Source organism: Nocardia fusca NBRC 14340 (genome assembly GCF_001618425.1).
Lineage (GTDB): Bacteria > Actinomycetota > Actinomycetes > Mycobacteriales > Mycobacteriaceae > Nocardia > Nocardia fusca.
The window spans coordinates 1-21,090 of record NZ_BDCU01000017.1; the positions used below are offsets into that span (position 1 = coordinate 1).

Genomic DNA, 21,090 nt, shown 5'->3' on the forward strand with positions numbered 1-21,090 from the left:
ACCACTGAGGCAGACCATCAGAAATAGACAGAAGGTGCACGCTGTCATGCGCCTCGACCCACCTGGGGAGGCTCACATCACTGTCAGTGCTCAATGGCCACCGATCCATGGACGGACCAACGGCACGCGCGCTCAGTCGCTGCGTCGGTCCAGAATGGGGCGGGCCCGACCACTGAGGCCGACCATTCGAGGAAGACAGAAAGGGTGCGTACAGATGTGCACCCTGCCCGGCCTGCGTAGCTCATAGCAGCGTGATCAGGGCCACCACGCAGGTCACCGGGCCTCTCGGCGCCGAGATGCGGACCTCGGCGCCGAGGCGGGGACAGACCGCGTTACGCCGGCTGATTCAGAACGCGCGGCAGGAGCGGATATCGGTGGCCAGGATGGCCCGGGCGCCCAGTTCCGCCAATTGATCCATCAGCTCGTTGCCCTTCTTCCGCGGCACCAGTGCCCGGACCGCCACCCAGCCGGGGTCGGCCAGCGGAGCGACCGTCGGGGATTCCAGCCCCGGAGTGAGTTCGGCGGCGCGTGCCAGCAGGTTCTTCGGGCAGTCGTAATCGAGCATCAGATACTGCTGAGCGAACACCACACCCTTGACCCTGGCGACCAGCTGGTTACGCGCCCGCTCGCGCTGGTCGGAGCCGGCCCGTTCGATCAGCACGGCCTCGGAATCACACAGCGATTCGCCGAAGGCGACCAGATTGTGCTGGCGCAGAGTCCGGCCGGAGCCGACCACATCGGCGATCGCGTCGGCCACCCCGAGCTGGATGGAGATCTCGACGGCCCCGTCGAGCCGGATCACCTCGGCTTCGATCCCGCGGCGCGACAGATCGGCCAGTACGAGGTTGGGATAGGAGGTGGCGATCCGCTTGTCCTGCAGATCCTCGACCTTCCAGTCCTGGCCCTGCGGGGCGGCGTAGCGGAAGGTCGAACCGCCGAATCCGAGCGAGAGTCGTTCGTGCACGGGCGCGCCCGAATCCAGCGACAGATCGCGGCCGGTGATCCCCAGGTCGAGTTCGCCGGAGCCGACGTAGATGGCGATGTCCTTGGGCCGCAGGAAGAAGAACTCCACCTGGTTGGCCGGATCGAGCACGGTGAGGTCGCGGGAGTCGGTGCGTTTGCGGTAGCCGGCCTCGGTGAGGATGGCGACCGCGGATTCGGAGAGTGCGCCCTTGTTGGGCACTGCGACGCGCAGCATGATGGTCCTTTCGGTCGGGGGAACGGTCGGGGCGTCTACAGATGTCGGTAGACGTCCTCCAGCCGCAGCCCGCGGCCCACCATCAGAACCTGTACCCAGTAGAGGAGCTGGGAGATCTCCTCGGCGAGCGCCTCGTCGCCCTCGTGTTCGGCGGCCAGCCACACCTCACCGGCCTCCTCCAGCACCTTCTTGCCCTGGGTATGGACGCCCGCGTCCAGCGCGGCGACGGTGCCCGACCCGGCGGGGCGGGTAGCTGCGCGATCCTGGAGCTCGGCGAACAGGGCCTCGAAAGTCTTCACGGCAGGTCATTGTTTCAGACCACCGCCGCGCGACTCCGCCCGAGTGGGCGCCACTGTGTCGTGGCACCCACTCGGGCGATCACACGAGTACCGCTCATGCTCCGGAGAGCAGGGTCTCCAGTTCGGCGACGGCGGTGCGCAGGTGCCCGGCGAACGCGTGCATCTGGTCGGCGACGGCCGCCGGGGTGGCCAGGTAGAGGTTCCACCGGTCGGGCAGCAGTACGTAGGCGATACCGATGCACTTCGGGCTGGTGGAGCCGAAACCGAAGTAGCTGATGTTCACCGACGGTGCGGAGCTGGTGCTCAGATAGTCGTCGCGCAGGACGGTCCAGCCGGGGCTGGAGTACAGCGGGATCGGGTCGGTGACGCCGAGTTCGGCGCCGCGGCGCCGCTGGATCCATTCGAGTTCCCACAGATGCTGTTCCGGCGCCGCACCGGACTGGCACTGTTTCGCCCGTTCCACGTGCGCGGTGGCGGCGGCGCGGGCAGCGGCCAGTTTCGCGGCGGTATCGGCCGCCGGGTCCGTCATGGTGTCGGCGAAGGTCACCATCTCCGGGGTCACCACACGCATCGCCTCGGTACGGCCGTTGCGGTACTGCCGGGTGGCGATGGATTCGTAGGTCGCGCCGGTGAGGCCTTTGCTGCGCCGGTGCGCGAGCTGGTAGCTGAGCTGCGCGAAGGCGTCCGGGGAGATACCGAGCTGCTTGGCCCGGGCGGTGCCGAAATCGGAGAACGAGACGACCGTGGTGGCATTGTCGGCGGCGTACTGCGCGAACGCCACCCCGGCCGCGACCACTTCGGCCTGCTGCTCCGCGTCGAGCCGGAACTCGATCTGCTCGGCCGGCGGCAGCCCCTGCCCCCGCGCCCCGGACCGCTGGAGGTGTTCGCCGACGGGCGTCTCCAGCAGGGTGTCGACGAAGGACAAAATGGTGGTGCCGTCCAGGCCGCAGTGTTCGACATTGATGCCGGCCCGGCCGTCGGCGAAGACGATGAACGAGACCGATTTGTCGAACCACCGGTTGGCGCTGTCACCGTGCAGGAGGGTGTCGGCGGCGTGCAGGTCGTCGCGCGGGGCGAAATCCTCGAGGCAGACGGCGAACAGCGCCGTTTCGACGGTGTCGAGCGCTTCGGCATTGTGTGGATCGGTCAGCAGCCGGGCGCGGGCGCGGGCCCAGTCGGCGCGCGCCGCGGTGGTCAGCTGTCCCACCGAGGTCCCGGCCGGGGCCGGCTCGGTGGCCGATTTCAGGATCGAGCGCAGACCCGCAGTCACATCCTCGAAGGCGTACGGGTCGCCGTCGGGTCCGAGAACGTCCAGCCGGAACATGGCTCCGCGGTGCAGTACGAGGATGTGGCGCGCGGTGGACGGGCCCGGTTCGGCCTCGCTGTAGGGCACCCGCACGGTGTCCTGTTCGAGACCGGGGATCCGGGTCTCGGAGAACAGGTACTTGTTCTGCCACATGGACAGGCGCTGCCCCCGCTGGGTGACCGGCGGGATCTCCTCCCGGTCCAGGGCCAGCTTGTAGTCGACCGCGGCGGCGACCAGCGCGGCGGCGCGCTCGGCCTGGTCGGCCGCGGTGGAACTCGCCAGCGCCGTATCGTCGCGGAACAGGAAGAAGAAGTTGGCGTTCAACGCGATCCGGTCCCGCCGGCCCAGGTAGCGCGAGGGCCAGAACCGGTCGAGCCAGCTGCCCACGCCCGGTGTCTCATCGTATTCGCGCAGCGCGTCGTGCAGCACGCGGCCGGGGCCGCCGGGGCGTAGCAGATCGGCCACGGCCGCCTCGGTGGCGGCCAGCTGCTCGGCGGTCAGCAGCGGTGTGCACCACTGGATGAAACGCGCGCAGCTGTCCTCGAGGGTCGGCAACGGGACCCTCGGGAGCTGGTCCTCGGCGGCGAAGGTGGGTTCGGTCAAGTCGTTCTCCGGTTCGGTCGTCGGTCGGCGGGTTGCGCCCGGCGGTCAAGCGATGGATATGGGCGCCGAAAGTGGCCGGGACACATAGAGATTGGCATACAGCCAACCCTCGTTCTCCAGGCCGGTGGTATCGATGCCGTTACCGGCCAGCGTACTCAGCACCTGCTCGCGCTCGGCCAGCGAGGCGAACCGACGCTGGGCGAACTCACCGGGCATCCGCCGGGTGTGGTAGCCCAGGGCCGCCAGTTCCGCCTCGATGGGTGCGAAACCGTACATACGCAGCACGAAATGGGCCATCCAGGGGCGTCGGTCGGGATGGGCGGTGGCGATCCGCACAATCGTCTTCTCGGTGACGTATCCGATACAGCCGGTCGAGACGACCAGGTCCGCGGAGGCGAGAATCGCGCGTTGCTCGTCACTGGGATCGGTGGCCTCGAGGTCGGCGTGCACCACGGCATCGAGCAAGCCCGCCGCGCGGGCGTAGTCCAGTGCGGGCGCGGAGGCGTCCATACCGAGGAACCGCACCCCGGGCAGCGCGTCGGCGCCGGCCAGCCGGGCGCGGTCGCGCGTGATCAACTCCTCCGTACCCGCCTCGGGGTCCGCATACGAGCCGGCCAACTCGGCGAGGGTGGTGTCCCAGCGCAGCAGGGCCGCGTTCACGCCGTAGGAGCACCCGATGTCCAGCACGCTGGGGGCTGCTCCCTTCGCCGCGCCGCATTCGGCGATCTGCCCCCGCAGATGCGGTTTCGCCAGTTCCGGAATGCGATAGTCCAGCTCCGACATCCGCGCATAGTAGCCGCGTGGATCGGGCCTCGAGTAGATGTCGTCGAAGGATGCTTTCCCGGTGGTGTGCAACGGAACTGGCACGGTGTGTTCCTCTCCTCGGGCGGTATCCACTCGATCGCGTCGATCAATCGAGCAGCCGGTCACCCCGGACGGCGTCGGCCGCGGCGAGATGATCGGGGAGCACCCGTCCGAACAGTTGACGGGTGCGTTCCACGGTGCCGATGACACCGGGACGGTCGCTGTAGGCGAAGATCGCCGTATGCCGCGCGGCCGCACCCGCCACCGGGGAGACCCGGTGCAGCGAGAAGCGGCCCTGGAAGAGTTGCAGATCCCCCGGGCGCAGTACCAGGCGCCGGATGAGGTGCTCGCCCGATCCGGACAGAACCGCGTGCACATCCGGCAGGTTCTCGGCCTGCGGGGAACGGATCCCGGGACAGTATTCGAAGACGCCGCCCGCGTCGGGGGTGGCGGTCAGCATGCTGACGGTGAACTCGTTGGTGTCGAAATGCCAGGGATGCGATTGTCCCGGGGAAACCACGTTCAGGACCAGCCCCGCCAGGGGGTCGGCGAATTCGTGCAGCCGATCCCGGTCGAAGCAGTCGGCCAGGAAACGCTGGAACAACTCGTCGGTGTAGAGCCGGTGGATCAGCGCATCGGCGGGTATGCGGTCGCGCGGCACGAAGGCGTTACCGCGTTCGAATACGATCCGGCCGGGATGGCCCTCGGGCAATTCGCTGTCGAGCGGGATGTTGTAGGCGTTGACCTGCTCGGTGCGGTAGTAGGCGTGCGGCGCCATCCGCTCCCCCTGCTCGGCGAGCAGGGCGTGCAATTCGGGCCGGATGAACTCGCGCAGGACAGTGCAGCCGTCCGCGGCGAGATCGGCCCGGGCCGCCGCCACCGCGGCACGCCAACCGGGAGCGCCGGGCTCCGCGAGCGGGTAGCGGGATGTGTCGACGATTGCGTCCAAGGTCACCGTGGCGGCCATAGCGATATTGTTATCGGACTGTCTGCGACACGCCCGGTGTTTGCCGGAGATAGCGGGTGAGTCCGGTCACGGACCGTTCGGTCTTGTTGTTCCGCAACATCGTTCGCAATCGCCGGTCGTCCCTGATCACAGCGGTGACGACGGGAAACGGCCGCGAAATGCAGCCCATCATCGGATGTTTGGCGCACGGACGCAATCGGCGTCGCATCGGAAACCGCCGAACCCGAAGGACACGAAGCGGTCTCGCCGCCGGACCGGGCCCGTCGCGGTGGTCGCCCGGCTACCGGACCGCGGCTGCCGGAAAACCGGCGGGTGTCCTGTTCCGGGAACTGTCCCGCATCCGGCCGGCCACGCGGAGGTGATGCAGATCACCGTTGAAGTTGACCTCGGGTCAGGGTGGAAGCTCGTCGCAGCGGCACCACGCCGAGGGAATACCACCGAGTCGAAGGACCGAACCACCATGTCCATCACCTTTTCGAACCAGAACGAGAGCACTACGCGGACCGGCGCGCACGCCGCCGCCACCGCGGGCGACGAGGCCGGATCGGCGACCGGCGGACCCGATCGTCCGGGGTTGCGGAAAGCGCTGGAGGAGATCGTGGCGTCCGGTTTCACCGGGATCACGGTGCGGGTGCACGATGAGCGGGGCGAGTGGGCCGGCAGCGCGGGGTTGGCCGAGCTGGGTGGTTCGGTGCCGCCGCCGATCGACGGGCACGTCCGGATCGGCAGCAATACCAAGACTTTCACCGCGACGCTGGTGTTGCAGCTGGTGGGTGAGGGCAGGATCGGGCTGGATGTCCCGGTGGTGGAGTATCTGCCGGAGTTCGGGTTCGACGCGCGGATCACGGTGCGGATGCTGTTGCAGCACACCAGTGGCCTGTTCAACTTCACCGGCGAAGTCCACGACGACGGAACGGTCGTGCCGGGAATTCCGATCCCCTACGGACCCTCGGGCCCGGCGTGGCCGGAAAACCGGTTCGGGATCTATCGACCGCAGAATCTGGTGGAACTGGCGCTGTCGAAGCCGGCGCGGTTCGAGCCGGGGGCGGGCTGGAGTTATTCGAATACCAATTACGTGGCGGCGCGGCTGCTGATCGAGAAGGTCACCGGACGCTCGCTCGCCGCGGAGATGCAGCGGCGGATCCTGGGACCACTGGGATTGTCGGGCACTGTGGTACCGGACGCCTCGCCGGAGATCCCCGAGCCGCACGCGCACGCCTACTACCGCTATGCGGACGCCGGAGCGGAACGGACGATCGATGTCACGCGGCAGAACCCGACCTGGGTCTCCACCGGCGGTGACATGATCTCCACCACCGGCGACCTGCACACCTTCATCGCCGCGCTGATGAACGGTGAACTCCTGCCGCCCACGCTGCTGGCCGAGATGTGCACCCCGCGTCCGACGGGTATCCCCGGGATGGCCTACGGCCTGGGAGTATTCGTCCAGGACACGGAGGGCGGCGGCACCCTCATCACCCACAACGGCGCCGCCGTCGGGCACGCGGCGCTGATGTACAGCACACCCGACGGCACCAGAATCCTCACCGCCGCGCTGAACTGCGTGGACGACCCCGGCCTCTCCATTGCGACAGCGTTTTCGAACGCCCGGCTCCGGCTCGTCGACGAGGTCTTCGGCGGGCCGGGGAATTCCGAGCCCGCCCGGCGCTGAGGACACCGGCCCCGGGAGCACGGTCGAGCGGCTCCCGGGCGACCGCCACTGCGGGCTCCACGACAAGGAAGGCTGAACGGATGAGGAACGGAGTCACGATCGGGCAGGCGGCCGCCTTCGTCGGCGTCACGGTGAAGACGGTGCGGCACTACCACAAGATCGGGCTGGTGGCAGAGCCGGAACGCGACAGCTCCGGTTTCCGGCGGTACGGATCCGCGGAGCTGTTGCGGCTGGTGCAGGCCCGGACGCTGGCCGCCGCCGGGGTGCCGCTGGCCGAGATCGGGCCGCTGCTCGAAGCCGACCCCGCGGGCTTCGTCACCGCGCTGGCCGGCGTCGAGCGGCAACTCACCGAACGGATCGAGGAGCTGGTCACGCGGCGTGACACGCTGCACCGGCTCGCCGACGGTGACCGGGCGCTGCTGGGCGACCGCGCGGTGACGTTGCTGGAGAGGATGACCCGCCTCGGCTTTCCCGCGGACGAGGTGGCGACCGCCCGTGAAGGCTGGGTGCTGGCGAAGGCCCTGGTACCCGACGGCTTCGACGACTACCTCGGCCACGTCGAGCTCGCCCTCGACGACCCCCGCTACGTCGCCCTGATCCAGCGCGCCGCCGCGGCCGCGGCCTGGGAACCGGACGACCCCCGCGTCGCCGAACTCGCCACCGCCGTGGCCGACCACTACCTCACTCACCCCGAACACCTGAAGATCGTCACCGCCCTGCAGGCACGCACCGATACCGCGGCGCGATACACCCTCATCGCACACCACGGCGAAGAGCAGACGCCGGCGGTGAGGCGGCTGGGCGTGCTCTTCGAGAACAGGCTCCGGACCGCCGGTATCCGGCTCCCCGCGCAGGACCACCGTCGAGCGCCACGCTGATACTGCCCGAGCCCGAGCTCACCGTCTCGCCGCGAGACGGTGACCCGCGCCACGGGTCGGTCGTCGACGACCGGAAGCCGGCGGAACTCAGGACGCCCCAGGATCACTGACGGCAACCGCGCGGCAGGTCCGCAGCACCTCGTCGAGGTCGGTAGGCGACAGCCCGATCAGACTGTCGCGGTGCACCCGCGACGGGTGCACCGGGACGGGGATCTCGCAGGGCACCACCAGCACCCCGCAACCCGCGGCCGCCGCGGCGGCCACTCCGGTGACGGAATCCTCGACGGCCACACAATCGCCGGGCTCGAGACCGAGCAGCTCCGCCGCCCGCAGGTACACGGCGGGATCCGGTTTCCCGTGCGGGACCTCGTCGCCGCAGACCGAGACATCGAAGCGATCGCGGCCCAGGGTCTCCAGAGCCAGCTCGGTCAGCGACCGTTTGGTGTTGGTCACCAGCGCGGTGGGCAGACCCGCGGCACGCACCATCTCCAGCGCCTCCACCGCGCCCGGACGCCACGGGATCGGCCCGCTCATCAGTTCCGTCACGCGCTGTTCCAGGAAATGTCCGGCCGCCGCCACGGCCTCGGGCTCCGGGGGCAGACCGAGTTCGGTGAACATGATCCGCAGCGCGTTCGCCCCGGACGCCCCGATGAGTGCGTGCCGGATCTCCTGGGTCATCTCCCGGCCCAGTTCGCGCGCCAGCTCCCGCACACCGATATCCCAGAGCTTCTCCGAATCGAGGAGGGTGCCGTCCATATCCCACAGCACTCCGGCAACCCGGTTCATAGGTACGGCCTTTCGTCGCGGTCGATCACATGCCTGTGCCCGGGAGACGACCCGGCACCCCGGCCGACCCTATCCGCAGCCCGGACGGCGGGAAGGTCCCGGGCGGCGGCTCACTGCAGTTGGGAGGCGGTGATCACCAGCTGTCCACCCTCGGGCACCACCTGGAACGACCGGTTCTCCGACTGCACCGAACCGTTGCTCATCGTGTAGGTGATGGTGGCGACGGCCGAGCCGGTGCCCGACGGTGTCACCGCGCCGATGCTGACGGCGGAGATGGTCGACCAGAAGCGCGTGTACTCGGCGTAGCCGCCGGTGGTGGCCTGATACGCGGGCGAGAGCTGGGACCAGGCGGCGGACGGATTGCCGGGCAGCAGGCCGTAGTACCCGCGGACGAACTGTTCGACCCGGGCTGCCGACGGCGGACCGGTTTCGGTGGTCGGCGGCGGTGTCGTGTTCGACGGCCGGGCGGTGGTTTCGGTGTCGGATTCGGCGGTTTCGGGGGCGAGCGCCTGTGACGTGCCCGGGGCGAGCGCGGCCGGATCGTCGGTGTTGTCACCGCCGAGGACATCCGCCAGCACCAGCCCCACAACCACCACCAGCATCAGCGCGGAGACAGCCGCCAGCAACGCCACACCGGTGCGTTTCCGGGAGCCCCCGGTCCCTGCCGGAGTGGGCCCGGACGCGGGCGGGGCGGCGCCGGTGCCACTCGCCGGGGCGGCCTGTCGCGGACCGCGGAAGGCCGGCGGGGTTGCGCCCGGCGGCGGCACCGGCACCGGGGCGGGATCATCCGGCGGCCGCGGGGTGGTCGCGGCCGCATCGGCGGGCAGGATCTTCGTGGCGGCGGGTGCTACCGGATCGACCGGTTCCGGTGCCCGCCCGGCGGCCACCTCCTCGAGCATGACCTGCGCCTCGTGCATGGTGGGACGGATGGCGACCTCGGTCGCCAGCAGGCGCATCAGCACCGGTCCCAGAGCGCCCGCGCCGGCGGGCGGTTCGACCTGGCCGCCGGCCACCGCGTGCAGAACCGCCAGCGGATTGTCACCGTCGCCGAACGGCGGGCGGCCGGTATGGGCGTGGTAGAGCGTGGATCCCAGGGCGAAGACATCGGAGGCGGGTATCGGCTGCTCACCGCGGGCGACCTCGGGGGCCAGATACGCGGGGGTGCCGGCCAGGAAACCCGTGGCCGTCACCGTCACATCCCCGGTGGCGCGCGAGATGCCGAAATCGGTGATCTTCACCGTACCGTCGTCGCCCACCAGCAGATTCGCCGGTTTCACATCGCGGTGCACGATACCGGCGTCGTGCGCGGCGGCGAGCGCGGCGGCCGCCTGGGCGCCGAGTTTGGCGACCTCGAGCGGGCCCATGGTGCCGTCGAGGTTCAACCGGCTCGCCAGGCTCGGCGCGTTCATGTATTCCATGACCAGCCACGGCTGGCCGTCCTCCTCGGCGACGTCGAACACCGAGATGGCGTTGGGGTGGTGCAGGCGCGCGGCGATCCGGCCTTCGCGCAGTGCGCGTTTGCGCGCTTCCGAGGTCTGCTGTTCGGTCAGGTTGGGTCCGAGCAGCACCTGTTTGACCGCGACGGTGCGCTGGAGCCGGATATCGAGTGCCCGCCACACCACACCCATGGCGCCGGTGCCGATGGGATCCGTGAGCCGATACCGTCCGGCGATCAGCCGATCCTTGGTCATCTCTGTCGTGGCCCCTTCTGTTCGCCGCCGAGTCTTCCAGCACTCCGCGCGTCACAGGCGGCTGCCTACGGCTCCGCTCCGGCCCGGCGCGCCCGAACTGCCCGACAACATTGTCGCGGCTTCTGATTCGGCGGTAACCTCAGCGGAAAGTCCCGGAAATCCTACGCTCCGGCACCCGGAAGCCGCGCGGGCAGTAGGGGTTTACCGACCCCGTTATACCTCGATCACCTGCGTTTTCGGTCTCCGACGGCGGTCCGGAGCGCCCGGACCGCCCCGCAAGTGACGACAATCACATTGCCCGCAGGTTTATCCGGGCTCAGACATTGAAGTACTTCGCCTCCGGATGCAACAGGACGAACGCGTCGGTGGACTGCTCGGGATGCAGCTGCAGTTCCTCCGACAGTGTCACCCCGAGCCGCCCGGCGTCGAGCAGGTCCACCAGTTTGGCGCGATCCTCGAGATCGGGGCACGCGCCGTACCCGAACGAATAACGGGCGCCGCGGTAACCGAGCGAGAAGTAGTCGGCGATATCGGCCGGATCGGAATCGGCGATCGCGTGGCCCTCCAGGGTGAGTTCCTCGCGGATACGCCGATGCCAGTACTCGGCGAGCGCCTCGGTGAGCTGCACCCCGATGCCGTGCACCTCCAGATAGTCCCGGTAGTTGTTGTCGGCGAAGAGCTGGTTGGCGTAATCGGCGATCGGCTGTCCCATGGTGACCAACTGGAACGGCAGGACGTCCACCTGCCCGGTCTCGCGGGCACGCTCGCGCGAGCGGATGAAATCGGCGACGCACAGGAACCGGTCGCGCTGCTGGCGCGGGAAGGTGAACCGGTGACGTTGCGGCGCATCGGGTTCCGGTTCGGTGAGCACCACGACGTCGTCCCCCTCGGACACCGCCGGGAAATAGCCGTACACCACCGCGGCGTGCTGGAGCACGCCCTGAGTACTGAGCTCGTCGAGCCAGGCCCGCAGGCGGGGCCGGCCGTCGGATTCCACCAGTTCCTCATAACTGGGGCCGTCACCGCCGCGCTGGCCGCGCAGCCCCCACTGACCGAGGAACAGCGCCCGTTCGTCCAGCAACCCGGAGTACTCGTGTACCGGGAGGCCTTTGATCACCCGGGTACCCCAGAACGGCGGCACCGGGACCGGCAGATCGGCGGCCACATCCGACCGGGCGGGCACCTCGACCGGCGTCTCGGCCGCCCGCCGCTGTTCGGCGATCCGGCGCGAGCGCTCGTGCCGCGCTTTGCGTTCGGCCGCCTTCTCGCGCGCGGCCACCGCCTCCGGGCTGTCCGGATCGGGACCGTCACCGCGTTTCTGCGACATGATCTCGTCCATCAGCCGCAGGCCCTCGAAGGCGTCCCGGGCGTAATGCACATCGCCCTCGTAGACGTCGGTGAGGTCGTTCTCCACATACGACCGGGTGAGCGCGGCCCCGCCGAGCAGCACCGGGAACTGGTCGGCGACGCCGCGGGAGTTGAGTTCCTCCAGGTTCTCCTTCATCACCACGGTGGATTTCACCAGCAGCCCCGACATCCCGATCACATCGGCCTTCTTGTCCAGGGCGGCGTCGAGAATGGTCGCGATGGGCTGTTTGATGCCGAGGTTCACCACCTCGTAGCCGTTGTTGGACAGGATGATGTCCACCAGGTTCTTGCCGATATCGTGCACATCGCCCTTGACCGTGGCGAGGACGACGCGGCCCTTACCGCTGTCGTCGGTGGCCTCCATATGCGGTTCCAGGTGGGCGACCGCGGCTTTCATGACCTCGGCCGACTGCAGCACGAACGGCAACTGCATCTGCCCGGACCCGAACAGCTCGCCGACGGTTTTCATCCCCGAGAGCAGGGTCTCGTTGATGATCTTCAGCGGCGGCACTTCCCGCATGGCCTCATCGAGATCGGCCTCCATCCCGGCCCGCTCACCGTCGACGATGCGCCGCTCGAGCCGATCGAACAGCGGCAGCGCGGCCAGTTCGTCGGCCCGGGAGGCGCGGGAGTCGGCCGTGGACACCCCTTCGAACAGCTGCATGAGTTTCTGCAGCGGGTCGTAGCCCTCGCGACGACGGTCGTAGACCAGGTCCAGGGCCGTCTCGCGCTGCTCGTCCGGAATCCGGCTCATCGGCAGGATCTTCGAGGCGTGCACGATGGCGCTGTCCAGGCCGGCCTGCACGCATTCGTGCATGAACACCGAGTTCAGCACCTGGCGCGCGGCGGGGCTGAGTCCGAAGGAGATATTCGACAGGCCCAGCGTGGTCTGCACCTCGGGGTGCCGGCGTTTGAGCTCCCGGATGGCCTCGATGGTCTCCAGGCCGTCGCGGCGCGACTCCTCCTGCCCGGTGCCCAGGGTGAAGGTGAGGGTGTCGATGATGATGTCGCTCTCGCGCAGACCCCAGTTACCGGTGATGTCGGCGATGAGTCGCTCGGCGATGGCGACCTTGTGCTCGGCGGTGCGGGCCTGCCCCTCCTCGTCGATGGTCAGGGCGACCACCGCGGCGCCGTGTTCGGCGACCAGGGCCATGGTCTGCTGGAACCGGGAATCCGGGCCGTCACCGTCCTCGTAGTTCACCGAGTTCACCGCGCAGCGCCCACCCAGATGTTCCAGGCCCGCGCGCAGCACCGGCGTCTCGGTGGAGTCGAGCATGATCGGCAGGGTGGAGGCGGTGGCCAGCCGGGACGCCAGCTCCGACATATCGGCGGTGCCGTCGCGGCCGACGTAGTCGACGCAGAGGTCGAGCATATGGGCGCCGTCGCGGGTCTGGTCCTTGGCGATATCCAGGCATTTCGCCCAGTCCTGGGCGAGCATCGCCTCCCGGAACGCCTTCGAACCGTTGGCGTTGGTGCGTTCCCCGATCATCAGCACGCTCGCGTCCTGCCGGAACGGCACCGCGGTGTACATACTCGAGATGCTGGGCTCGGGGTCGGGAGTGCGGCGCTGCCCGATCGGCGCCAGCCCGGTCTCGACCTCACGGACCGCCTCGGCCACCTGGCGGATATGTTCCGGGGTGGTCCCGCAGCAGCCGCCGACGAGGGCCAGGCCGTAGTCGGCGACGAACCCGCGCAGCGCGGCGGCCAGCTCTTCCGGGGTCAGTGGGTACTCGGCGCCGTGCGCGCCGAGCACCGGCAGGCCCGCGTTGGGCATCACCGATACCGGGATGCGCGCGTGCTGGGACAGGTAGCGCAGATGTTCGCTCATCTCGTCCGGCCCGGTGGCGCAGTTGAGGCCGATCAGGTCGATACCCAGCGGTTCGAGTGCGGTCAGCGCCGCGCCGATCTCACTGCCGACCAGCATGGTGCCGGTGGTCTCCACCGTGACGTGGGTGATGATCGGGATCCGGCGACCGGCCCGCTCCATCGCCCGGTGGGTGCCGGTGATGGCGGCCTTGACCTGGAGCAGGTCCTGGCAGGTTTCGATCAGTACCGCGTCGGCGCCGCCGTCGAGCATGCCGAGCGCGGCCTCGGTGTAGGCGTCGCGCAGGGCCGCGTACGGCGCGTGGCCGAGGGTGGGCAGTTTGGTACCGGGGCCCATGGAGCCCAGCACGTACCGCGGCACGCCGTCGGGGCCCGGCCCCATCTCGTCGGCGACCTCGCGGGCCAGCCGCGTCCCCTTCTCCGAGAGATCCCGAATCCGGTCGGCGATCCCGTAGTCGCCCAGATTGGGCAGATTACAGCCGAAGGTATTGGTCTCCACGGCATCGGCGCCGGCCTCGAAATAGGAACGATGGATATGCCGCAGCACCTCGGGACGGGTGTCGTTGAGGATCTCGTTGCAACCCTCCAGCCCGCGGAAATCATCGAGCGTCAGGTCCACGGCCTGCAGCATCGTGCCCATCGCGCCGTCACCGATCACGACACGCCTGGTGAGAGTGTCGAGCAACGTGGTATCGAACTCGGCGGAGCGGGAGGCAGACATGGATTCCAGACTAGTGCGCGCCTCTGTCACGGTGTCGCCCTGCTTCCTGCCCTGTGCGGGCGACCACAACCGGCGACGCCACCGACAGGCGCGAGGGGACCGATACTGCGCGCCGGTGGCGGCCCCGCCCCGTAGGCTGGCAGGGGTGAGCTCGAGTGAATCTCCGGTGGATCGGGAACTGCCCGCACTGCGTGACCCGGTGCTCGTTGCGGCCTTCGAGGGCTGGAACGACGCTGGTGACGCCGCAAGCGGCGCGGTGGAGCATCTGGAGTTGATCTGGGATGCGCGGCCGCTGGCCGAACTCGATTCCGAGGACTATTACGACTACCAGGTGAACCGGCCGATGGTCCGGCAGGTGGAGGGCGTCACCCGGGAGATCGTCTGGCCGGCGACCGTCCTGTCGGTGTGCTCCCCGCCCGGTAGCGACCGCGATGTGGTGCTGTTACGCGGTATCGAACCGAATATGCGGTGGCGGCGCTTCTGCGCGGATCTGCTGGAGTTCATCGATCAGCTCGGCGTGCAGACCGTGGTGATCCTCGGGGCGCTGCTCGCCGATACCCCGCACACCCGGCCGGTGCCGGTCACGGGTTCGGCCTACAGCAAGGACGCGGCCGAGCAGTTCGGCCTCGAGCAGACCCGCTACGAGGGGCCCACCGGTATCACCGGGGTGCTCCAGGACCAGTGTGTGAAGGCCGGGGTCCCGGCGGTGTCGTTCTGGGCCGCGGTACCGCACTACGTGTCGCAGCCGCCGAACCCGAAGGCGACGATCGCGCTGCTGCATCGGGTCGAGGATGTCCTCGATATCGAGGTACCGCTGCGGGAGCTGCCGCAGCAGGCCGAGGAGTGGGAGTCGACGGTGAACGAGATGACCGTCGCCGACGACGAGATCGCCGAATACGTGCGTTCGCTGGAGGAGCGCGGCGACGCCGCGATCGATGTGAACGAGGCGATGGCCAAGATCGACGGCGACGCTCTGGCCGCCGAATTCGAGAAGTACCTGCGCAGACGAGGACCCGGCGGCTTCGGGCGCTGAGGGGGTACGCCGGGCCGCCGGGTCCTCGGTTCAGCCGGCCACCGACCAGATGCGGGCGGCGGCGTCACTGGCCAGTTTCGCGATGAGCAGCTCGCGTGGAATCGTCTGGCCGGTGAGGTGATCGAGCGACGGAACCACCACGTGATGGGCGTCCGCCCGCTGGAGTTCCCGGGTCAGTTCGGCGAACGCCGTCCCGTCACCGGGACTCGATTCATGGAACGTCGCGGCGAAGCACAGTCCTCGGGCCTCGGCCAGCTCACGTAGCGCGGCCTCCATATCGTCACCGTCACCCGCGGCCAGATCGTCGCGTAAATACCCGTATACCAACGCTTCCACCCGAACCTCCTGAATCCTTCCCCACACGGGGGCGGGGAACCATTTCCTGCTCCGGGATCTCCTCCCCGCATTCGCGGGGGTGTTGCTTGAACCGGTACGAAGCCGGTCCTATTCGAGGATGACCCAACCGCGACAACGACAGAAGAGGTCATGCGGGGACATCTGAATGCCCTCTGGGGTCCACGGAAAGTTTGCTGGTGCAATACTGGCCGCGTGACTGCTGCTGAAGATCGTCCGCTGTGGGCCATCCGGATGCGCTCGGAACGCGATGCGCGTGGGTGGTCACAGGTGGACGCCGTCCGCGCCCTGCGCGCCAAGTCGTCCCACAATCTCCCGACCGACAGCACACTGCTACGCAATTGGCGGCGTTGGGAATCCGGTGAATCACGACCCGACGATTTCTACGCGCCCCTCATCGCGGCCACCTTCGACTCGGTGGCCGCGGCGTTCTTCCCGAAGGCCCGGCCGAGCCGCGATGACGAATTGCTCACCGCCACCGGCATGGACACGCTCGAATTCATGGGACGCCTTCGCATGTCCGATATTTCGACGGCCACCCTGGACGCGGTGCGGATCACCGCGCAGCGGCTGTGCTGTGACTACGCCTCCACCGATCCGCACGAACTCCATCTCGAGGCCGCGGGCTGGCTGCGCCGGATCGCCGCGCTGCTCGACGGCCGGCTCACCCTGGCCCAGCACAAAGAGGTCCTGGAGCTGGCCGGGTGGGTGGCGCTGCTACTCGGCTGTCTCGAATACGATCTCGGCCGGCGCAGCAGCGCCGAGGCCACCCGACGGGCGGCCCGGTCGCTGGGTCAGGAGGCCGGGCATGCCGAGATCATCGGCTGGAGTTCGGAACTGGCGGCCTGGTTCGCGCTGACCCAGGGCAATCATCGCGGGGTGATCCAGGCGGCCGAGGCGGTACCGGCGGAATGCACGGCCAGCGGGGTCGGTGTGCAACTGGCCGCCCAGCGGGCGAAGGCGTGGGCGCGGCTGGGCGATCGCACGGCCGTGGACGCGGCGCTGGCCGAGGGCCGCACCCTGCTGAACCGGCTCGGCCACCCCGACGATCTCGAGAATCATTTCGTCGTGGATCCGCAGAAGTTCGACTTCTATGCCATGGACTGCTCCCGGGTCGTCGGGGACGACGCGCGCGCCGAGATGTACGCGCAGGCGGTACTGGCCGACTCGGTCGCTCTGGACGGTTCGGTGCGCAATCCGATGCGGGTCGCCGAAGCGCACCTCACCCTGGCCGTGGTCGCCGCCCGCGGGCGCGATCTGGAACTGGCGGTGGCGCAGGGGCGGCGGGCATTCGAGGCGAAACGGCGGTCCCTGCCCTCGCTGCTGTGCATCGGCAGCGAGGTGGCGCAGGAACTGGTGGAGAACTTCCCCGGTGATCCGCGAACCCGCGCCTTCCTGGACGAGCTCCGGTCGCTGTCGGGCGTCTGAGCTACGTGGGCCGCCCACTCACCGGCTCGACATGCCACCACTGGTGGTCGAAGGGCCAGCACAGTCCGCAGGCCCCCGCGTCACCGGTGCGCGGCATCGGGGACCCGGGCCGGGCACGCGGCCCCCGGGAGGGTGGCGAGTTCGAAATGCCACCATTCGTTGTCGAAGGTCCGGCACAGCCCCCAGCGGTTGCCGTTGGCCTCCAGCCATGCGGCGCCCTCCCGGGGCGCGATATCGACGGCCCGGCCGGTGACATGGGTGGATTCCTCCGGGGGCAGCACCCAACGCCGGGTCTCCGCCGGGCTCCCGTAGGTGCGCAGCCCCTCCTCCCACATCGCCCGCTGCTCCTCGGGCGAGCGGTAACCGGAGTTGATCGTCATCGGCACCCCACGAGCGTGTGCCTCCTGTTCAGCCATGGTGTAGGCCAGGGCCAGCAGCGGGTCCAGGCCTTCGGTGCCCGCCGCCGCCACCTCGGTGAGCGGCGGGACCGGGAACGCGGGCGCGGCGGTGGCGGGCGCGGCGCCCAGTATCAGTCCGGTGGCCGCGGCGGCCAGGATCGCGGCCGTCACACCGGTGCGACGGGACAGGACGCGCGCGGAGTCGATCATGGCGACGATCCTATCGGCGACGCTCCACCGATTCCGCTGAAATATGAGCTGAGCTGCACAAACGTGACCCCGCAGCCATGTTCCTGTCATCTGTCGCCCAACCGGGTCCCCGCGGCGGCGAACCCCCTTGTCGCACTCCGCTCAACGCACCGACCGCAACCTCGCGAACGACGTAACTGTTGTCTTCCCGGCGGGTGGCCCACGAGCGCGACGGACGAGTGGTACGTCCCCGGCCCCGGTGACATGGACTCTCACCCCCAACGGGTGAGGAACCGGTATGCGACCGGCCTTAGGGTCGACCCGGAAGCGTACTCACCCTGATGAAGGAGCCGAGATGGCCGGTACGTTGACCGTCTGGAAGTTCCCCACTGCCACCGGTGCCGATACCGCCGTCTCGACATTGGAGGATCTGCAACGCCGGGAATTGATCACTGTGCAGGACGCGGCCGTGGTCAGCTGGCCGGCGGACGCGAAGAAACCCAAGACCCGCCAGCTGCACAGCTTGACCGGGCTCGGTGCACTGGGTGGCGCGTTCTGGGGCCTGCTGTTCGGGTTGTTGTTCTTCATCCCACTGATCGGTGCCGCGATGGGTGCGGGTCTGGGCGCGATGTCGGGGTCGCTGGCCGATATCGGTATCGACGACGACTTCATCAAGGAGGTGCGCGACAAGCTCACCCCCGGCACCTCCGCACTGTTCGCGTTGACCTCCGATGCCACGGTGGACAAGGTGCACGAGGCATTCCACGGCCAGTCGGCGGAGCTGGTCTCCACCAACCTGTCCCATGAGCAGGAAGCGAAGTTGCGCGAGGTCTTCGCCGACTGATCCCATGGAAGCCGACCCGGCCGGCCTGCTGCACGGCCCGCTGTTCTCCGCCCGGAACCCACTGGACCGCGATAACGCGGCCAGCCGGATCAGTGCCTACATCTACGGCAACATCCTCGTCCTCACCGCACTCGTGCCCATCGTCACCACCGAGAAACACCTCGGCATCCTCGTCGTCCTCGGCACGGCCCTGTCCACGTTCATCGCCCACAGCTTCGCCGAGACCGTGGCCCGCACCGTCCGCGAACAACACACCCCTACCCTCGGCGACCGGGTCCGCGCACTGCGCAACTCCGCACCGATCCTCACCTCCGCGGCCCTACCCTGTGCCATCCTCGCCGCCGGATGGCTTGACTGGCTCGCACCCCGCACCGCGCAGATCCTCGCGGAACTCGTCATCCTCGTGCGTATCGGCGGGATCGTCTTCGTCATCGGCAGACTCCGCGGCCGGCGGCCCACCCGCGCCACCGTGGTCACCGCGCTACTGCTCACTCTCGCCGCCGCCCTCGTCGTGATCGTCAAAATCGCGCTGACCCATTGATGCCGCGCCCAGAGGACGCCCGCGCACTGGCGGTCGCTTCGGTGCTGGAGGCGGTTGCGGCGTAGCCGGTCGTGCCACCACGGGTCGGGAAGTAGGCATTGTTCTCCAAGCTCGCCGCCGAGGTTCCGGAGATTACCGCCGTGGAACACCTCGGCACCCTGGTGTCGTGCTGGGCAGCGGTCATGGGGAGCGCATCGAACCGGGCCGGTGGACACGGGCAGTCTGTAACCATGAACAGCAGTGACCTCGCCCATATCGTTCACGAGGTTCTTCGGGCCGTCACCCGCGGCGAACCGGATGTCACCACGCTGGCGGCCTCGCTGACCGAACTGGGACTCGATACCGGCACGGTCGGCGATATCGTCGACCACGCGCGTCGCGACCGGGCCGAGGTCACCCGCCTACGGCGCCGCGAACAGGAGCTCACCGCGCTGTTCTCCAGTGCCCGCGATCTGGCCGAGGTGCGTGATATCGATGCGCTGCTGGCCAGGTTGGTGGCGCGCGCCCACGAGATGATGGGCACCGATGTGACCTATTTGTCGGAGTTCGACGCCACCACCCGCGACCTGCACGTTCGCAAGACGATGGGGGCGGTGACCCCGCAATTCCAGGACCTGCATGTCCCCGCCGGGACGGGACTGGCGAGCCGGATCGCCGATACCCGGTCGGCGCAGTGGGTGCCACGGTACAGCGAGTACGCGGGAGGCACCCATGAGCACACCATCGACGATGCCGTCTTCGCCGAGGGGATCATCTCCATCCTCGGCGTGCCCATGCTCTCCGACGGCACCGTACTCGGCGTGCTCTTCGCCGCGACCCGGCAGGAACACCAGTTCACCCCCGAAGAGATCGCGCTGCTCTCGGCTCTGGCCGACCACGCCTCGGTGGTGTTGCAGACCGCGAACATCCTCACGCAACTCCGGGAGTCGCAGGACCGCACTCGCGGCGCCCTGGAGAAATTGACCGCGCACCTGGAAGCGCGCGATCGGTCGAGCGCGGTCCACCAGGAACTCGTCCACGCCGTCCTGTCCGGCGGCGGCTTCACACAGGTCGCGCACACCTTGGCGGCGGCGCTGGACCGGCGGGTGACGATCATCGACGCCGATTCCTTCGCGCTCGCCGCCTCCGCGGCCGCGGACCAGGAGCATACGGCGGTGAGCCTGTCCCCGGATGTGCGTGCCGCGATAGCGCTGAGTCGTTCGAGCGGGCACTGCCGGTCTGTCGCCAAGAACAGATCGGTCGAGGTGGTTGCCGCCGTCACCGCCGGCGAACTCCACTTCGGGGCCCTGCTGCTCAGCCCGGGCAGCGTGGAACTCGGTCCGGTGGAGCGACGCACGATCGAACGGGCGGCTCAGGTCGCCGCTCTGCTGGCCCTGCAACAGCGGGCGGTCACCGACGCATCCCGCCGTGAGCGCGGCGAGCTCATCGCCGACCTGCTGCATTCATCGCGGGAGCGACGTCGCGGTCTGGACCAGCGGGCGCGCAACCACCGCCTGACGTTGTCCGAACTGCGCACGCTGCTCATCGTCGATGTGCCGCCGGCCCGGCGGGCCGGGGCCGAACGGGCTGCCGCGGGTTTCCTCGGCCGCGCCGGGTTGGTGGGTGAGCACGCGACCACCATCACGGTGATCGGATCGGCTGTCGATCCGATGGCCTTCGCGAACGATCTGCGAAGGCATCTCACCGGCACACTGGGGGCCCCGGTGCTGGTCGTGGCCCCGCCGCGGGCCGCCGCGCCCGACGAGCTCCCGGACCTGTTCCGCACAGCGCAACAGACAGTGCGCCTGTTGACCGGGCTGGGCATCGACGACCGCGCGGTCGCCACCGACGCCTACGCCCCGTACACCGTCCTGTTCGGCGCCAACCCGCAAGCCCTGCAGTCCTTCCTCGATCTCACCATCGGGCCGGTCGTCGACTACGACACCCGGCACGGCACCGATCTGCTCACCACGCTGCGCACCTTCGTGCGGCACGAGGCAAGCCCGACGAAGACCGCGCGAGCGCTGAACTACCACCCCAATACGATCCTGCAACGCCTCGACCGCCTCAAAGCCCTGCTCGGAGCGGATTGGCGCCAGGACGAACACCTATTCCGTATCTCGCTCGCCACTCGGCTGGACGAGTTGCGTTCGGTATCCCGGCCATGAACAGCAAAATGTGTCCTCAACACACTCAAACCGCCGGTT

Annotated in this window: 17 protein-coding genes; 7 read left to right on the forward strand and 10 right to left on the reverse strand. The window is 68.8% G+C overall.

The genetic code is table 11. From position 1 onward, the window contains the following. Positions 1-346: 346 nt before the first annotated feature. From hisG to NF4_RS06455, 5 genes are all read right to left on the reverse strand, one after another. Positions 347-1,198, reverse strand: a complete 852-nt coding sequence (hisG, locus tag NF4_RS06435; protein ID WP_063126399.1) for an ATP phosphoribosyltransferase — start codon at positions 1,196-1,198, stop codon at positions 347-349. Between the two features lie 35 nt (positions 1,199-1,233). Beyond that, complete coding sequence (locus tag NF4_RS06440; protein ID WP_030521337.1) at positions 1,234-1,497, reverse strand: phosphoribosyl-ATP diphosphatase; 264 nt, start codon at positions 1,495-1,497, stop codon at positions 1,234-1,236. Positions 1,498-1,591: 94 nt separating this feature from the next. After that, the gene (locus NF4_RS06445; RefSeq protein ID WP_063126400.1) at positions 1,592-3,406 is read right to left on the reverse strand and encodes a choline/carnitine O-acyltransferase; all 1,815 of its coding nucleotides are present in this window, start codon (positions 3,404-3,406) and stop codon (positions 1,592-1,594) included. A gap of 45 nt (positions 3,407-3,451) precedes the next feature. Next, the gene (locus NF4_RS06450) at positions 3,452-4,273 is read right to left on the reverse strand and encodes a class I SAM-dependent methyltransferase (RefSeq protein WP_063126803.1); all 822 of its coding nucleotides are present in this window, start codon (positions 4,271-4,273) and stop codon (positions 3,452-3,454) included. Positions 4,274-4,316: 43 nt separating this feature from the next. Continuing rightward, positions 4,317-5,177 (reverse strand): HalD/BesD family halogenase, encoded by an 861-nt coding sequence (locus tag NF4_RS06455; protein ID WP_063126401.1) that lies wholly within the window; start codon positions 5,175-5,177, stop codon positions 4,317-4,319. Positions 5,178-5,637: 460 nt separating this feature from the next. Here NF4_RS06455 and NF4_RS06460 point away from each other — a divergent pair, with 460 nt between their 5' ends. Continuing rightward, positions 5,638-6,849, forward strand: a complete 1,212-nt coding sequence (locus tag NF4_RS06460; RefSeq protein WP_063126402.1) for a serine hydrolase domain-containing protein — start codon at positions 5,638-5,640, stop codon at positions 6,847-6,849. 80 nt (positions 6,850-6,929) lie between these two features. Further along, positions 6,930-7,727 carry a MerR family transcriptional regulator gene (locus NF4_RS06465; RefSeq protein ID WP_063126403.1) on the forward strand — a complete coding sequence of 266 codons (798 nt, stop codon included), beginning with the start codon at positions 6,930-6,932 and terminating at the stop codon, positions 7,725-7,727. A gap of 87 nt (positions 7,728-7,814) precedes the next feature. Here the strand turns inward: NF4_RS06465 and NF4_RS06470 are convergent, their stop codons facing one another. From NF4_RS06470 to metH, 3 genes are all read right to left on the reverse strand, one after another. Continuing rightward, positions 7,815-8,513, reverse strand: coding sequence for an HAD family hydrolase (locus NF4_RS06470; protein WP_063126404.1), 699 nt, complete (start codon positions 8,511-8,513; stop codon positions 7,815-7,817). 110 nt (positions 8,514-8,623) lie between these two features. Next, on the reverse strand, positions 8,624-10,204 hold the full coding sequence (locus tag NF4_RS06475; RefSeq protein ID WP_063126405.1) for a serine/threonine-protein kinase: 1,581 nt from the start codon (positions 10,202-10,204) through the stop codon (positions 8,624-8,626). Positions 10,205-10,520: 316 nt separating this feature from the next. Beyond that, entirely contained in the window at positions 10,521-14,117 is a 3,597-nt protein-coding gene (gene metH / locus NF4_RS06480) for a methionine synthase (protein WP_063126406.1), read from the reverse strand. A gap of 145 nt (positions 14,118-14,262) precedes the next feature. On the opposite strand from metH, the gene NF4_RS06485 reads away from it, so the two are divergent. After that, a complete protein-coding gene (locus tag NF4_RS06485; protein ID WP_063126407.1) occupies positions 14,263-15,150 on the forward strand; it encodes a PAC2 family protein in 888 nt (295 codons plus the stop codon). Positions 15,151-15,180: 30 nt separating this feature from the next. Here the strand turns inward: NF4_RS06485 and NF4_RS06490 are convergent, their stop codons facing one another. Further along, positions 15,181-15,486 carry a hypothetical protein gene (locus NF4_RS06490; protein WP_063126408.1) on the reverse strand — a complete coding sequence of 102 codons (306 nt, stop codon included), beginning with the start codon at positions 15,484-15,486 and terminating at the stop codon, positions 15,181-15,183. 213 nt (positions 15,487-15,699) lie between these two features. Between NF4_RS06490 and NF4_RS06495 the strand changes: the two genes are divergently transcribed. Further along, positions 15,700-16,932 carry an XRE family transcriptional regulator gene (locus tag NF4_RS06495; protein ID WP_232330338.1) on the forward strand — a complete coding sequence of 411 codons (1,233 nt, stop codon included), beginning with the start codon at positions 15,700-15,702 and terminating at the stop codon, positions 16,930-16,932. 80 nt (positions 16,933-17,012) lie between these two features. On the opposite strand, the gene NF4_RS06500 is transcribed toward NF4_RS06495, so the two are convergent. Beyond that, complete coding sequence (locus NF4_RS06500) at positions 17,013-17,540, reverse strand: M15 family metallopeptidase (protein WP_084532908.1); 528 nt, start codon at positions 17,538-17,540, stop codon at positions 17,013-17,015. 334 nt (positions 17,541-17,874) lie between these two features. Here NF4_RS06500 and NF4_RS06505 point away from each other — a divergent pair, with 334 nt between their 5' ends. The 3 genes from NF4_RS06505 (at position 17,875) to NF4_RS06515 (ending at position 21,051) form a co-directional block, all read left to right on the forward strand. After that, the gene (locus NF4_RS06505; RefSeq protein WP_063126409.1) at positions 17,875-18,363 is read left to right on the forward strand and encodes a DUF1269 domain-containing protein; all 489 of its coding nucleotides are present in this window, start codon (positions 17,875-17,877) and stop codon (positions 18,361-18,363) included. 4 nt (positions 18,364-18,367) lie between these two features. Continuing rightward, positions 18,368-18,904, forward strand: a complete 537-nt coding sequence (locus NF4_RS06510; protein WP_063126410.1) for a hypothetical protein — start codon at positions 18,368-18,370, stop codon at positions 18,902-18,904. Positions 18,905-19,134: 230 nt separating this feature from the next. After that, complete coding sequence (locus NF4_RS06515; RefSeq protein WP_063126411.1) at positions 19,135-21,051, forward strand: helix-turn-helix domain-containing protein; 1,917 nt, start codon at positions 19,135-19,137, stop codon at positions 21,049-21,051. Positions 21,052-21,090 lie beyond the last annotated feature (39 nt).

Coding starts and splice junctions, on each gene's coding strand:
- hisG (WP_063126399.1), bottom strand. CDS start 1,198: ATGCTGCGCGTCGCAGTGCCCAACAAGGGCGCACTCTCCGAATCCGCG.
- NF4_RS06455 (WP_063126401.1), bottom strand. CDS start 5,177: ATGGCCGCCACGGTGACCTTGGACGCAATCGTCGACACATCCCGCTAC.
- NF4_RS06460 (WP_063126402.1), top strand. CDS start 5,638: ATGTCCATCACCTTTTCGAACCAGAACGAGAGCACTACGCGGACCGGC.
- NF4_RS06465 (WP_063126403.1), top strand. CDS start 6,930: ATGAGGAACGGAGTCACGATCGGGCAGGCGGCCGCCTTCGTCGGCGTC.
- NF4_RS06470 (WP_063126404.1), bottom strand. CDS start 8,513: ATGAACCGGGTTGCCGGAGTGCTGTGGGATATGGACGGCACCCTCCTC.
- NF4_RS06475 (WP_063126405.1), bottom strand. CDS start 10,204: ATGACCAAGGATCGGCTGATCGCCGGACGGTATCGGCTCACGGATCCC.
- metH (WP_063126406.1), bottom strand. CDS start 14,117: ATGTCTGCCTCCCGCTCCGCCGAGTTCGATACCACGTTGCTCGACACT.
- NF4_RS06500 (WP_084532908.1), bottom strand. CDS start 17,540: ATGATCGACTCCGCGCGCGTCCTGTCCCGTCGCACCGGTGTGACGGCC.
- NF4_RS06505 (WP_063126409.1), top strand. CDS start 17,875: ATGGCCGGTACGTTGACCGTCTGGAAGTTCCCCACTGCCACCGGTGCC.
- NF4_RS06510 (WP_063126410.1), top strand. CDS start 18,368: ATGGAAGCCGACCCGGCCGGCCTGCTGCACGGCCCGCTGTTCTCCGCC.
- NF4_RS06515 (WP_063126411.1), top strand. CDS start 19,135: ATGAACAGCAGTGACCTCGCCCATATCGTTCACGAGGTTCTTCGGGCC.